A 13,735-nucleotide genomic window follows, 5' to 3' on the forward strand; every position below is an offset into this window, starting at 1 on the left:
GAGTCTTGACGCGTCCAGTGTGAGGCGGCAGCATCGGGTACGCAATATCCTATAGGATCTGGAGCCGCCCCATGATCGTCCCCAGGATTGTTACAGCGTCTTTGCGAGTCACAGTGCGTAGGACAGCGGTCTGTCTCGCCGCTCTCGCCCTCGTCGCCGGATGCACCACGAAGAACTCCAGCGACTCGAGCGGTACCAGTACCGGGGATGACGCGTCCACCTCGACGTCATCCGGTCCGGTCACGCTCAAGGACGGCTCGAAGGTCAAGCTAGCGCTCATCCCCGGCGGGGCGCACCCGTATTTCCAGCCGTGGAAGACCACCGCGGAGCAGGACAAGACCGACTTCAAGCTCGGTGGCGTGACGTTCAACGAAACCGGCGAATGGGACCAGGGCAAGCAGAACAACGTGGTCAGCTCGCTCGCCGCCCAGGGCTACAACGCGTTCGGCATCTTCGGCGTGTCGCCGACGGACATCAACTCGACGTTCGAGGACCTGAAGGCCAAGGGGTTCGCGGTCGGTTCGCTGGCCTCCTGCCCGGCCGGTGACACCAACTCGGCCGACTTCTGCCTGTCCACCGATGTCGAGGCGGCGGCGTACAAGGCGGCGAAGGCAACGATCGACGCGATCGGCGGCCAGGGCACGATCGTCCATCTGACCGGCAACAACGTCGACTCGAACACCCAGCGCCGGATCGCCGGGGTGAAGAAGGCCGTCGCCGAGACGAACGGCAAGGTCACCGAGCTGCCGGTGATCACCGACATCGACAAGGACCTCTCCACCGCGCAGAAGGCCGTCGCCGACCTGCTGGCCGCACAGGGCGCAAAGATCAATGGCATCGTCACTACCGCCTACAACCCGGCGGTCGCCGCGGCCGACGGTGTTGCCAGCAGCAAGCTCCCGATCAAGGTCGTTGCCATCGACGACGACGCGAAGATCCTGGCCGGCATCAAGTCCGGCGGCGTCGCCGCGACGGTCACGCAGAACCCGGTCGGCCAGGCGTACGTCGGTGGCTGGTTGCTCGCCCTGCTGCAGTCCAAGCAGTGCACGATGAAGAAGCCCGGCGTGATCGTCGACTCCGGGTCGTTCATCGTGACCAAGGCCAACGTCGCGACGTACGACGACGAGCGCAAGGCGAAGACCAAGGAGCTGCAGACGGAGTTCGCATCGCAGCTGAGCTGCCAGTGAACACCGTCATCAGCCGTGCTGAAGCGTTCCTGGTCGATCTCGAGGTCGAGACGGTCCGTACCGATGCGGTGCAGTCGTTCATCAAGCAGGAAACGATCTTCGTCTCTTTGTCGACATCGGACGGGCTGACCGGGCTCGGGTACGCGTACACGATCGGTACGGGCGGGACCGCCGTACTGGCGTTACTGCGCGATCATCTGCTGCCACGGTTGGTGGGTCAGGACGCTCGGAACGTCGAGGCGCTGTGGTCGGAATTGTTCTGGTCGACGCACGCGACGACCGTCGGCGCGATCACCTCGCTGGCCTTGGCGGCCGTCGATACGGCGTTGTGGGATCTGCGCTGCCTACGGGCCGGTGAGCCGTTGTGGCGGCTCGCGGGCGGGTATCGCCAGCAGGTTCCGCTGTACGACACCGAGGGCGGATGGTTGCATCTGACAACGGATGAGCTCGTCGCCGGCGCGTTGGCCTCGCAGAAGGCGGGCTGGCCGGGCGTCAAGCTCAAGGTCGGGAAGCCTCGGGTGCACGAGGATCTCGATCGGCTGCAGGCGGTGCGGGACGCGGTCGGTCCTTCGCTGGACATCATGGTCGACGCCAACCAGTCGATGACGTACCCGGAGGCGCGGCGACGGGCGGCGGCGTTCGAAGCGGTCGACCTGTCGTGGTTCGAGGAGCCGTTGCCGGCCGACGACGTGACCGGGCATGTGCGGCTGGCGTCGACGACGTCGATCCCGATCGCGGTCGGGGAATCGCTGTACTCGGTGTCGCAGTTCCGGGAGTACGTCGCCTCCGGTGGGGCCGGGATCGTCCAGGTCGACGTTGCCCGGATCGGCGGGATCACGCCGTGGTTGAAGGTCGCGCATCTGGCCGAGACGTTCAACCTCGAGGTGTGTCCGCACTTCCTGATGGAACTGCATGTCAGCCTCACAGCCGCCGTACCCAATGGTCGTTATGTCGAGCACATTCCGCAGTTGCGGGCGATCACGCTGGCCGAGATGACCGTCGCGGACGGGCATGCGGTGGCTCCGGACACGCCGGGGCTCGGCATCGATTGGGATGTCGACGCGATCGACGATCGGCGGGTTGGATGAGCGTCTCCGATACGGCGACGCAGGCGCTGCAGGACGACGCTCCGGTAGAGAAGCCGCCGCGGGGTGCGCCGTGGTGGGCGAACCAGCGGATCGGGTTGTTGTTGCTGGTTGTGGTGTTGTCTGCGTTGTTCGGCGTACTGCGGCCTGCGTTCTTCAACCAGCAGTTGGTCGTGTTTCCGTTGCTGCGGGATATCGCGATGTTCACCGTGGTCGGGCTGGCGCAGCTATGCGTGCTGTCGATCGGCCACATGAACCTCGCGGTCGGGCGGATGGCGGCGTTCTCGATGATGATCACCGGGATCTCGTACGACCTCTGGCACTTCGGCCTGTACGCCGGTCTCCTGGTCGGACTCGTCGCGGGTGCGGCGATCGGGGCGTTGGCGGGCTGGGTGATCGCGCGGACCGGGGTGAACTCGTTCGTGGTCACGCTGGCGCTGGACTTCCTGCTGCTGGGGCTGATTCCGCTGGTGTACACGGCGTTGACGGACAACGCGGCGTTCGTGACGAAGCCGGCCGGGATGCGTGAGTTGCGGAACTACTCGCTGGCCGATGTGTGTATCGGCAACGTGTGTGGGTCTCCCGCCGTACCGCAACTGGCGATCTTCGCGGTGGTCGCGATGGTCGTCGTGGGGTGGATCTACTCGCGGACGCGGCTCGGGCGTGAGCTGCTGATGACCGGCTCGTCGGTGCGGGCGGCTGAGCTGTCCGGGATCCCGACTGCACGCCGGGTGATCGTGGCGCACGCGATGTCCGGGTGCCTGGCCGCGCTGGCCGGCTTCATGCTCGCCGTCTCCACGGGCTCCATCAAGGCCACAATCGGCGAGGAGTTCATGCTCCCGTCGTTCCTGGGCCCCATCCTCGGCGGCACCCTGCTGGCCGGCGGCTTCGTCTCCATCTGGGGCACCCTCCTAGGCACAGCCCTGACGTCAGTTATCCGCAAAGGCCTGGACCTCCTAGGCGTAGGCCTGGAAAGCCTCAACATCTACCTGGGCCTCATCCTCCTCCTGGCCCTCTCCACCGACCGCATCCGAACCCTCCTCTCCGAACGCCAACCCCGCTCACGGCCACCGGCGGACTCTGGGAGGAAGGGATGAGGCGGTTTGTGCGCTCTACCGAGATGACGTTGCTGGTCATCTGCGTCGTGTTCTTCGTGTTTCTGGCGATCGCCTCGAAGGGTGACCTGCTCTCGGCGAATTCCTTACGAGTGCTCCTTCAGTTCCTTGCCGTGCCGGTCCTGATCGGATTGGCTCAGATGGTGGTTCTCGCAGTGGGTCAACTCAACCTGGCTGTTGGCGCGATCGGTGGATTCGCTGCGGCGGCCATGGCTGTGCTCATGGCCGATCACGGCGTGCCCGTCCCCCTCGCGCTCCTGATCGGCTTCCTGCTCGCATCCATCGCCGGCCTGCTGAACGGCGTACTCGTCGTCCTGACCCGCATCAACGGCTTCATCGTCACGCTCGCCACGATGACCGTCCTGCTCGGCGTGCAGTACCGCATCGTCGGCACCCGCACGGTCGACGCGTATCCCCAAGGATTGAAGGACTTCGGCTCGTCCGCACTCTTCGGCGTACTGCCCTCGATCTTCCTGGTCGCGCTGGTCGTCGCGGGCGCGCTGTCCGTGCTGCTTCGTCGTACGGTCCCTGGCCGGCAACTCCTCGCCTCCGGCGGGAATCCGATCGCAGCCCGCCTTTCCGGCATCTCCAACGACCGATCCGTCATCGTCGCCCACACCCTGTCCGGAGCCATCCTCGGGATCGCCGCGATCCTCACGGTCGCATCGTCACCAGGGGTGAACAAGAGCATCGGCGGCGACTGGCTACTGCCGTCGTTCGCGGCACCGATCATCGGTGGCGCGCTCCTCACCGGCGGTTCGGCGGTCGTGCTCGGGACAGTCCTGGCCGCGTTCATCGTGCGCTTCGTGGACACCGCACGAGCCGAGTTCTCCCTCGAGCCCTCCTGGGTGAACTTCGTCGTCGGTGCCGTGGTGCTCGGATCGGTCGTCCTGGGCCAAGTCCGGACCAAACGCCAGGACCGCCGTTCCGTCGTGAAAGCACCGGATGCGACCGTGGCAGGAGGTGTCTCATGACGCTGTTCCAGGCCGAGCGAGTCGACAAGGTCTTCCCCGGCGTACGGGCGCTCGACGGCGTGACGCTCGCCCTCGAGGCCGGGTCTGTGCACGCGCTGCTCGGGGAGAACGGCGCCGGCAAGTCGACACTGATCAAGGTGATCACCGGGCTCTATCGCCCGGACGGTGGCCGGTTGCTGCTGGACGGTCGCGAGGTGTCGTTCGGTTCGCCGCACGAATCGGCGTCGGCCGGGATCGGCGTCGTCCACCAGGAACGCAACCTGATCCCCGGCTTCACCGTCGGGGAGAACATCCTGCTCCAGAAGTTGCCGACCTCCCGCGGACTCGTCGACCGCGCCGCGATCCGGTCGGAGGCGGCGCGGTGGCTGGCCGAGTTGGAGCTGGACATCGATCCGGACCAGCCCGTCACCGAGCTGTCGGTGGCGCAGGCGCAGCTGGTGGAGATCGCCAAGGCGTTGTCGATCGAGAGCCGGGTCCTGCTGCTCGACGAGCCAACCGCCTCGATCACGCCGAACGAGTCGGCCTTGCTGTTCCGCGTTGTCGACAAGCTCAAGAACGACGGTCGCGCGATCCTGTTCGTGAGTCACAAGCTGGAGGAGGTCTTCCAGATCTGCGACACGGTGACAGTGCTCCGCGACGGCGCCTCGGTGCTCAGCGGCGGTGCGCTTTCGGATCTCACTCGCGACCAGGTTGTCGACCTGATGGTCGGCCGCGTGCACGAGGCGCTCAAGCTGCCGGATCGATCCGTCGACGCGTCGGCCGCTCCATTGCTCGAGCTCTCCGGTGTCAGTACGGCGACCGGCCACGCGGACGTGGATCTCGCCGTCCGGCCGGGCGAGATCGTCGGGCTGTACGGGTTGGTGGGTGCCGGTCGCAGCGAGCTGGCCAAGGCGTTGCTCGGGCTGGACCGGATCACCGCCGGCGAGGTGCGGGTGCGTGGATCGGTCGTGCGGATCCGCAATGTCCGGGATGCCCTGCGGAACTACAAGATCGGGTACGTCACCGAGAATCGCAAGGAGGAGGGCGTCTTCCTCGAGCAGTCGGTCAGCCGGAACATCGCCGTCACGATCTGGGACCGCCTGCGCAAGGCACTCGGCTATGTCCCGGCGAAGGCGGAGACCGCGACGGTTGCGACGTACGTCGACAAGCTCGGCATCCGGATCGCGTCACCCGAGCAGCACGCCGGCACCTTGTCGGGCGGCAACCAGCAGAAGGTCTCGCTGGCGAAGTGGCTGGCCGCGCAGACCGAGATCCTGATCATCGACGAACCGACCGTCGGCATCGACGTTCGCACCAAGGACGCCTTCCACACCCTGATCTGGGACCTCGCGGCGAACGGACTCGCGATCCTCTTGATCACCTCGGACCTCCCCGAGATGATCACCCTGGCCGATCGAGTCGTCGTGATGCGCGATCACCGCGTCCAGGGCGAGCTCCCGAACGACCACGACTACGACCGGATGAGCCAGCAGGTCATCCGCCTGATCCACGCCGAAGGGACAACAGCCGCATGAGCAAGGTCGACGCTCATCATCACGTCTGGGACCTGACCGTCCGCGAGCAGACCTGGATGGTCGGTCCCGAGCTGGACCCGATCCGGCGGAACTACTCCATCGAAGACCTGGCCCCCTCGGCGGCAGCAGCCGACGTCACGTCCACCGTCGTCGTCCAGACCGTCAGTCAGCTCGACGAAACCGTCGAGCTCCTGGAGGTTGCGGCCGGCAACGACCTGGTCGCCGGTGTGGTCGGCTGGGTCGACCTGACCGCCCCCGACATCGCAGACACCCTGGGAGCCCTACGCGAACGCCCCGACGGCGCCTACCTGAAGGGGATCCGCCACCAGGTCCACGACGAGCCCGACGTCGATTGGCTCCTGCGCGACGACGTCCAGCGCGGTCTGGCCGCCGTCGCCGAAGCCGGCCTGGTGTACGACCTCCTGACCAAGACCCCTCACCTCCCCGCCGCAATCCAAACCGTGCGGGCCTTCCCGCAGCTGACCTTCGTCGTCGACCACATCTCCAAGCCCGTCATCGGCGACCCCCTGGACCCCTGGGCCACCCAACTCCGCGAGCTGGCCGCCCTCCCCAACGTCACCTGCAAACTCTCCGGCATGGTCACCGAAGCCCCCTGGTCCACCTGGAAACCCGCAGACCTCCAGCCCTACGCCGACACAGTCCTAGAAACCTTCGGCCCACCCCGAGTCATGTTCGGCTCCGACTGGCCCGTCTGCCTCCTAGCCGCCACCTACCCCCAAGTCCACGAACTCACCGAAACCCTCACCACCCACCTAACCCCCACAGAACAAACCCAAATCTTCACCACCACCGCCACCACCACCTACAACCTGTAAGTGTCCGGCCGCGAGCGCTAGTTGGGATTTTCCCAATTCAGGGCTAAGGTCGTTGCATGAGCAGCATCGGGGGACGTGTGCAGGAGCGCATCGCATCGGTTCTCCCGGCGGCTCGGCAGCGAGATGTCGCCGAGCAGATCGGGATGACGCCGGATGCCTTCTCGCGGGCGCTCAACGACAAGCGGTCGTTCTCGTCGATCGAGCTGGCACTGCTGGCCGACCTCCTCGGCGCGGATCTCCACTGGCTGATCACTGGCAACGCCGATCCTCACGGCGTGCGGATTGCGGCCCGGCACGAGTTCGATCACCTCACCGGCGAGCACAGCGTCCCTGGTCGTGAGCAGGACGATGAGGAGCTTGCGAACGTCGCGCTGGCCTATCGACAGGCATATCCGGACGCAGGGCGCCCGTCTGCGAGCCTTCCGACGTCAGCGGCTGCGCTCCGCGCAGCCCTGGGCGACGGCTACGTGCGCGGGTTCGCCGACCGCGTCGAGGATCGGCTGGATGTAGACGTCGTACGGATAGCGGGTCTGACGACTGACTACTCCTTCACCATCGGTGGTCGGCATGTGATCCTGCTGGCTGCTCGGGCGAACTGGTTCCGCAGCAACTGGTCTGTGGCGCACGAGTTGGCGCATCTCGCTCTGCGCCACCATGACATCGAGGACGCAAAGGGCGGCCAGGAGGCAGCTGCCAATGCGTTCGCCGCCGAGTTGCTGCTGCCGCGGGCGGTCCTGAGTGCGGTCGACTGGCAGGCCATCGGGGCGTCCGATTTGGCGGAGTTCGTCTGGGACGCAGGCGTTTCCTGCGAGGCGCTCGTAACGCGGCTGAACAGCCTGCAACTCCCGGTATCGGGCCGGGTCCGGAAGCTTCTGGACTGCTCGACGCAGCGACTTTTGCGGGATCACCTGGCCGGCGTCGCCGGCCAGGCCGCGACCGGGGGACAGTTCGCTCTGCCGATCGATCTCATCGCGGAGCGGATGAACGCGTCCGCAGTGCGACGATTTCCCCTGTCGTTGCAGGCCGCGCATGTCCAGCGGATCGCACTCGGCGAGATTTCACCGGGCACCTTGGCCTGGATGTTGGACACCGCCGAGGATGACCTGGTGGTTGAACGACCCGCCCCTGTGCACGAGTCCGTCGACTCTCTCGCATCAGCCCTCGGCCTCTGAGCGTTGAGACGTGAGCCTGTTCTTCCCGGACAATACCGTCCTGATCAACTTCGCCGTCATCGGTCGCGTCGATCTCCTGGAGAAGCTTGCTAACGGCAACGGCCGGTGGTGCCTCTCGGTTTCTCAGGAGTGCGCGAGGTCGGCTCGCATCGATGGGTTGAGCGCGCTCAACGGCGTACGCGATTTCCTCGGCCGGCCGCTCGAGCCGACGCCTGCCGAGTTGTTGACGACCAGGATGCTGCGCGAGGCGATGGCCGCGCCCGGCGACCGGCCGACCAAACACCTGGGTGAGGCCGAGACGATCGCCATCCTCACGAGCCGCGAGCTCCGGTCCACGGCGGTCTTCGTCAGCGACGACACCGGTGCGCTCATCCACGCCGAGGCGCACGGGATCAAGATCGCCGACACCTGGGATTTGCTGCTCCTCGCCGAACGCGTAGGCATGATCTCCGCAGAGGTTCACGCGCAGTACGTGGCTGCTCTCCGGTCAGCCGACCGCCACAGGCCGAGGCGGTGAGCCCTATGCCATGGGGCTTCTGGGAGACGTACGGCGACCTGCCTCGCTCACCCGCCGCCCTGTGGCGACTGCGGGTTGGTTCACGTCGCTCGCTATAACCTTCTCAGAAGAAAGTTATATATAGCGACGCGATAAGCGTTGATTCGGGGCGTTTGCTGAGGTCACGGTGTGGGTTCGGAGTTGGGGGGCACGAACTCGACGCGGACGCCTAGGAGTCTGATGGGGCGGCGGAGGTCGAATTTTTCGAGGAGGGACAGGGCTGTTTCGGCTACTAGGTCGGGGTCTTGGGTTGGGGTTTTGAGTTTGCGGCTTTTGATGGGGGTGTAGAAGGTGGTGAAGCGGAGTTTTACCCAGATGCGTTGGATGGTGCGGCCGTCGGCTACTACTTCGCGGGTGACTTCTTCGGCGATGCGGCGGAGTTCGCGTTCGATGTCGGGGAGTTCGACCAGGTCGGTGGGGAAGGTTTCTTCGTGGCTTCGGGAGACGGGCTCGCGCGGGACGTCGGTGACCTGGGTGTCGCCCAGGCCTCGGCCCAGGGCGGCGTACCAGGAGCCCATGTTCGGGCCGAAGCGTTCGCGCAGCGCCTCGATGTCGGCGGAAGCCAGGTCGGCGACGGTGGTCACGCCTAGTTCGTTGAGGTTCTTCTCCATCCGGCTGCCGATACCCCAGAGATCGCGGATCGGGCGATGGTCCATCACCGAACGCCAGTTGGCGGCCGTGAGCCGGTAGATGCCGACGGAAGAACCGTCGCCGGCGCCCGCGAAGGGCTCCGCGTGGGAACGCGACTCCTTCGCGAAGTTGGTCGCCAGTTTGGCTCGGGTCTTGTTGTCACCGATGCCGACCGCGCAGGTCAGCGAGGTCTCCGCCTCAACCGCGGCGCGCAGGGCCGCGGCCAGCCCCTCCGGGTCGTCGGTCTCGGCACCGACGAAGCACTCGTCCCATCCCCAGACCTCGACCACCACCGGAAAGGCGCGAAGAGCGTCCATCACCTCGACGGACGCAGCCTCGTAGGTCGCAGGTTCGCTCGGCAGGAAAACCGCCGACGGACACTTCTTGTACGCCGCCCGCAGCGGCATCCCCGAGTGGACTCCGAAGGCGCGGGCCTCGTACGACGCAGTCGCAACGACCTGCCGTGGTTGGGTCGGATCGCCCGACCCGCCGACCACGACCGGGAGCCCCCGCAGCTCCGGCCGCCGCCGGATCTCGACGGCCGCGATGAACTGATCCATGTCCACGTGCAGGACCCACCAGCTCATACCCCACAGGTAACCACACCCCACCGACAGGTCAGCTGGATGCGCTCGAGTACGTCCGCAGACCGCGCCCCCACAGCATCCGAACCAGCGTCACCGCGACGACAACCAGCCCGATCCCACCCGCGACCCATCCCCAGCCGATGTCACCCGACAACGCCTGCACCGGGAACGTGGTCGCAAAAGCCACCGGAAACGCGAAGATCAGGAACATGCGCACGGCGACCGGGAAGAACACGAGCGGATACCGGCCCGCCTCCACCAGGTTGAGGTAGATCGCCCCGATCGAGTTCACGGACTGCAGCCAGAACGCCAGGAACGACATCGCCGACCAGACCGCCGTCAACAGCACCAGCCCACAGGCCGCGAGCACCAGAGCCCGCAGGATCTGACCGGCGTTCGGGCTCACCTCCGCCTGTACGAGCCCGATCACCAGCACGACGATGCCGCTGACGACGCTGCTGAGCTCAGCAACGTTGATCCAGCGCAGCGTCAGGTAGAACTGGCTCGATACCGGCCGCAACAGGACGGCGTCGAGTTCGCCTTCGGTGAGGTACGACGTCATCCGGTTCAGATTCGGCGCGATGAACGTCGCCATCAGTCCGGTGGTGATCTGATACGCCCCGACCAGCGTGATGACCTCGGCCCGCGACCAGCCGTGCACCTCCGAGGTGAACCCGAACAACAACAGGATCGGTACGACGCCAAGCCCCAGCTGGACCAACCCGACCAGCAAGGTCGTCAGGAAGTGCGCGCGGTAGTGGGTCTCGCGGACAATCGCCTGCGCGAAGAACCGCCGCCACAACCGGAGATGCCGCCGCTGCTTGTGCAGCCACGTGCGATCCAACGGCTCCCGATGATCGAGCGAGCTCATGCGCCCACCGCCGAGTACGCACGGATCCCGGCGGACCAGACCAACCGGGTCAGCGCCCCGAGCACGAGCACATACCCGAGCTGAATCCCCAACCCCACCAGGAGATCCGTCCCCGAGAGGTTGCCCGCGACGATCTCGACCGGGAACGACACCGTGAACCGGAACGGCTGGTAGTCGACGAACCCACGGGACCAGTCCGGCATCAAAGCCAGCGGTACGACGGCACCGGACAGCACACTCGCGATGATCAGACGAGCCTGTGCCAGCGCGGTCACGTCGTCCATCCAGAACGCCAGTGACGCGATCAGGATGTCGATCGTGAACACCAGGATCGCCCCGAGCACGATGCTGACCGCGAACAGCGCCCACCGGCCCGGACCCGCGGGGATGTTCATCGAGTCGCGGAAGATCCACCAGAGGATCCCGATCATCGGCACCAACGCGAACAGCTTGAGGAACTTCTCCGACAGGTTGTTCGCGACGAAGCCGACCAGCAACGACGCCGGCCGGACCATCCAGCTCGACAACTTCCCCAGCCGGATGTCCTGAGCGAGGAACGCCGCCATCCAGGACGAGGTCGCCATCGTGACGAAGCTGAGCAGCACGAAGTACGTCGTGATGTACCGCTCGTCGATCGGGAGTTGGGCGCCGTTCGCGATCGCCGTCCGCCAGATCAGCAGCGAGATGATCGGTACGCAGATGTTCGCCGCCATGAAGATGATCCACGCGCCGCGATAGATCGACGCCTGGGCGATGTCGGCCGCGGTCATCCGGCGCAGGACCCGCGCGGTGCGGACCAGCGTGTTCACGACCCCTCCCCGACCGTCCCGCGCCGCAGGAACAGGTCGCGCATGATCTCCTCGATGTCGGCGTCCGCGACATCGAGATCGACGAGTGGGCCGAGGCGGGTGAGGTGTCCCATCACGTCGCCGGCCCGCTCCCGGTCGACCTCCAGCGTGATCGTGTGATCCACTGCGGAGACCCCCGCGACACCATCCAGTGCGGCGAGTGGGCTGCCGTCGACGGCCGTCGCGTACGTCGCCCGCACCAGCTTGCGCGGCCGTGCCGTGTGCACGAGCTCGTCGAGGGCACCGTCGTACTGAAGTCGGCCGTGGTCGATGATCATCACCCGCGAGCAGAGCGCCTCGATGTCGTCCATGTCGTGGCTGGTGATGAGGATCGTGGTCCCGCGGAGCCGGTTCACCTCGGCCAGGAACGACCGGACGCGCGCCTTCGCGACCACGTCGAGCCCGATCGTCGGCTCGTCGAGGAAGAGGATGTCCGGGCCGTGGACGAGCGCCGCCATCAGCTCGAGCTTCATCCGCTCACCGAGCGAGGTCTTGCGGACCTGGACGTTCAGCAGGTCCTGGACCTCGAGCAGCTCCGCGAGCTCGGCGACATTGCGGTCGAACTCCGCTGTGGACAGGCCGTACATCTCCTTGTGCAGCAGGAGACTCTCCATGGCCGGAACGTCCCACCAGAGCATGGTCTTCTGACCCATCACCAAGGCGATCCGACGCAGGTAGTCGTGCTTGCGGTCCGACGGGGTGAAGCCGAGGACCTCCAGCTCACCGGATGTCGTGTACAGCAGGCCGGAAAGCATCTTCAGCGTGGTCGTCTTGCCGGCGCCGTTCGGGCCGAGCAGCCCGACGACCTCGCCGCGATCGATCGTGAAGCCGATCCGGTCGACCGCCAGCCTGGTCTCGTACTTCCGCCTGACCAGACTCTTCAGCGCGCCACCGAGCCCAGCGCGCTGCTGATGAAAGGTGTAGGTCTTGGTCAGATCGTTGGCCGCAATGACAGGCGACGGGTCACGAACGTACGCCACGGTGATGCACCGCTTTCGAGAGAGAGTCGGATGCTGCCGGGCCTCGACGAGCGGCTGCCAGGTGGCACGCTAATCCGACCGAGAAAGCGCTGTCCACCGGGTTTCAGAGCTGCTTGCGCATCTGCTGGGAGGTGACGGTGTAGCCGAGAGAGTCGTAGAGGTGGATGGCGGTGGTGTTGTTGCCGAAGACGTTGAGGTCGAGTTGGTGGTGGCCGAGGCGGCGGCACTCCTCCTCGCCGGCGAGCATGATCGCGCGGCCGTAGCCCCGGCCGCGGTGGCCGTCGTCGACCTCGAGCCCGAAGATCAACGCCACTCGCGGCTTGGTGCTGATCCACAGGCTGCCGACCGGCTGATCGCCGTCCCAGGCGATCCAGATCAGGTGCTGTTCGGTGCCGGGGCCCTCGGGCAACAGCTTGTCGATCTCCGGGTAGGCGACCGTCAACGCCTCGTCCTCACTGAGCCCCCGGGTCGGCCCGATGCCGGCGGCCAACGACGCGGCGGCGCGATCCCTCCAACCGGCGAACTCGGTCTCGGAAATCGGGCGCAGCGTCACCGAAGGCGTGGTCACCTGCCCGACGATAACGCGCCCCGGCAGGTGCCGACACCGGCTACCGGCTGGTTAACCTGTCGCTATGGAGCTGACTCTCGAGCTGGCCGAGAAGATCCTTGCCGCGCAGCCGTTCAGCGTGCTGCTCGGCGCCAGGGTGACCGCGTTCGGCGCCGGCGGCGCGACCCTCGAGCTCGACATCCGCCCGGATCTTCAACAGCAGAACGGGTTCCTGCACGGCGGCGTCCTCGCGTACGCCGCCGACAACGCGATCACCTTCGCCGCCGGATCCACTCTCGGCCCAGAGGTCCTCACCGGCGGTTTCACCATCAGCTACCTCCGCCCCGCCCAAGGCACCCTGCTCAGAGCCGAAGCAAAAGTCACGTACGCCGGCACCCGCCAAGCCACCTGCACCTGCGAACTCTCCACCCAGGACACCTCCGGCACCCCCACCCTCTGCGCAATAGCCCAAGGCACCGTCATCCGCCGCTAGTCGAAAAGCCCTTCCAGGAAGGACTTCTTCTTGCGGGGATGGCTTCCGTAGCGGCGGTCGTCGTCATCATCGTCGTCGTGGTCGAAGCGGCGGCGGTCGTCGTACCGCTTCTCCTCGTACCGTTTCTCGTCGTAGCGCTTCTCCGGGCGCTGCTGCTGTGACTGCTGCGGGGTGTTGTAGCGGAGTTCGGCGTCGACGAGGCGCTCGAGTTCGCCTCGGTCGAGGAAGATTCCGCGGCACTCGGCGCACTGGTCGACGGTGACTCCGCTGCGTTCGTAGGTTCGCATCGCACCGCGGCACTTGGGACACGTCAGGCTCTCCATTCGGCAACCCTAAGTGA

At 66.2% G+C, this 13,735-nt stretch carries 15 protein-coding genes; 9 read left to right on the forward strand and 6 right to left on the reverse strand.

Annotated features, from left to right (window positions below):
* The first annotated feature begins 113 nt into the window (after positions 1–113).
* From ACWF4Z_RS23835 to ACWF4Z_RS23870, 8 genes are read left to right on the forward strand one after another with little or no spacing between them, the layout of a single operon-like run.
* A complete protein-coding gene (locus tag ACWF4Z_RS23835; protein WP_452245326.1) occupies positions 114–1,187 on the forward strand; it encodes a sugar ABC transporter substrate-binding protein in 1,074 nt (357 codons plus the stop codon).
* The gene (locus tag ACWF4Z_RS23840; protein WP_452245327.1) at positions 1,184–2,275 is read left to right on the forward strand and encodes a mandelate racemase/muconate lactonizing enzyme family protein; all 1,092 of its coding nucleotides are present in this window, start codon (positions 1,184–1,186) and stop codon (positions 2,273–2,275) included. Before ACWF4Z_RS23835 ends, ACWF4Z_RS23840 begins: the two co-directional genes overlap by 4 nt.
* Positions 2,272–3,369 (forward strand): ABC transporter permease, encoded by a 1,098-nt coding sequence (locus tag ACWF4Z_RS23845; RefSeq protein WP_452245328.1) that lies wholly within the window; start codon positions 2,272–2,274, stop codon positions 3,367–3,369. Before ACWF4Z_RS23840 ends, ACWF4Z_RS23845 begins: the two co-directional genes overlap by 4 nt.
* On the forward strand, positions 3,366–4,361 hold the full coding sequence (locus tag ACWF4Z_RS23850) for an ABC transporter permease (RefSeq protein ID WP_452245329.1): 996 nt from the start codon (positions 3,366–3,368) through the stop codon (positions 4,359–4,361). The genes ACWF4Z_RS23845 and ACWF4Z_RS23850 overlap by 4 nt, the downstream gene beginning before the upstream one ends.
* A complete protein-coding gene (locus tag ACWF4Z_RS23855; protein WP_452245330.1) occupies positions 4,358–5,875 on the forward strand; it encodes a sugar ABC transporter ATP-binding protein in 1,518 nt (505 codons plus the stop codon). The genes ACWF4Z_RS23850 and ACWF4Z_RS23855 overlap by 4 nt, the downstream gene beginning before the upstream one ends.
* Positions 5,872–6,711 (forward strand): amidohydrolase family protein, encoded by an 840-nt coding sequence (locus ACWF4Z_RS23860; RefSeq protein ID WP_452245331.1) that lies wholly within the window; start codon positions 5,872–5,874, stop codon positions 6,709–6,711. The genes ACWF4Z_RS23855 and ACWF4Z_RS23860 overlap by 4 nt, the downstream gene beginning before the upstream one ends.
* 56 nt (positions 6,712–6,767) lie before the next feature.
* A complete protein-coding gene (locus tag ACWF4Z_RS23865) occupies positions 6,768–7,883 on the forward strand; it encodes an ImmA/IrrE family metallo-endopeptidase (RefSeq protein ID WP_452245332.1) in 1,116 nt (371 codons plus the stop codon).
* A 10-nt stretch (positions 7,884–7,893) separates the two neighbouring features.
* Positions 7,894–8,400, forward strand: coding sequence for a hypothetical protein (locus ACWF4Z_RS23870; protein WP_452245333.1), 507 nt, complete (start codon positions 7,894–7,896; stop codon positions 8,398–8,400).
* A 161-nt stretch (positions 8,401–8,561) separates the two neighbouring features.
* Here the strand turns inward: ACWF4Z_RS23870 and ACWF4Z_RS23875 are convergent, their stop codons facing one another.
* From ACWF4Z_RS23875 to ACWF4Z_RS23895, 5 genes are all read right to left on the reverse strand, one after another.
* Entirely contained in the window at positions 8,562–9,656 is a 1,095-nt protein-coding gene (locus tag ACWF4Z_RS23875) for a DNA polymerase IV (protein ID WP_452245334.1), read from the reverse strand.
* A 31-nt stretch (positions 9,657–9,687) separates the two neighbouring features.
* The gene (locus tag ACWF4Z_RS23880; protein ID WP_452245335.1) at positions 9,688–10,527 is read right to left on the reverse strand and encodes an ABC transporter permease; all 840 of its coding nucleotides are present in this window, start codon (positions 10,525–10,527) and stop codon (positions 9,688–9,690) included.
* The gene (locus ACWF4Z_RS23885; protein ID WP_452245336.1) at positions 10,524–11,336 is read right to left on the reverse strand and encodes an ABC transporter permease; all 813 of its coding nucleotides are present in this window, start codon (positions 11,334–11,336) and stop codon (positions 10,524–10,526) included. Before ACWF4Z_RS23885 ends, ACWF4Z_RS23880 begins: the two co-directional genes overlap by 4 nt.
* Complete coding sequence (locus ACWF4Z_RS23890) at positions 11,333–12,355, reverse strand: ABC transporter ATP-binding protein (protein ID WP_452245337.1); 1,023 nt, start codon at positions 12,353–12,355, stop codon at positions 11,333–11,335. Before ACWF4Z_RS23890 ends, ACWF4Z_RS23885 begins: the two co-directional genes overlap by 4 nt.
* A gap of 103 nt (positions 12,356–12,458) precedes the next feature.
* On the reverse strand, positions 12,459–12,923 hold the full coding sequence (locus ACWF4Z_RS23895; RefSeq protein ID WP_452245338.1) for an N-acetyltransferase family protein: 465 nt from the start codon (positions 12,921–12,923) through the stop codon (positions 12,459–12,461).
* Between the two features lie 64 nt (positions 12,924–12,987).
* Between ACWF4Z_RS23895 and ACWF4Z_RS23900 the strand changes: the two genes are divergently transcribed.
* The gene (locus ACWF4Z_RS23900) at positions 12,988–13,395 is read left to right on the forward strand and encodes a PaaI family thioesterase (protein WP_452245339.1); all 408 of its coding nucleotides are present in this window, start codon (positions 12,988–12,990) and stop codon (positions 13,393–13,395) included.
* On the opposite strand, the gene ACWF4Z_RS23905 is transcribed toward ACWF4Z_RS23900, so the two are convergent.
* Positions 13,392–13,718 carry a TFIIB-type zinc ribbon-containing protein gene (locus tag ACWF4Z_RS23905; RefSeq protein ID WP_452245340.1) on the reverse strand — a complete coding sequence of 109 codons (327 nt, stop codon included), beginning with the start codon at positions 13,716–13,718 and terminating at the stop codon, positions 13,392–13,394. The genes ACWF4Z_RS23900 and ACWF4Z_RS23905 overlap by 4 nt on opposite strands.
* Positions 13,719–13,735: the final 17 nt, after the last annotated feature.

This window comes from Kribbella sp. NPDC055071, from assembly GCF_053608045.1.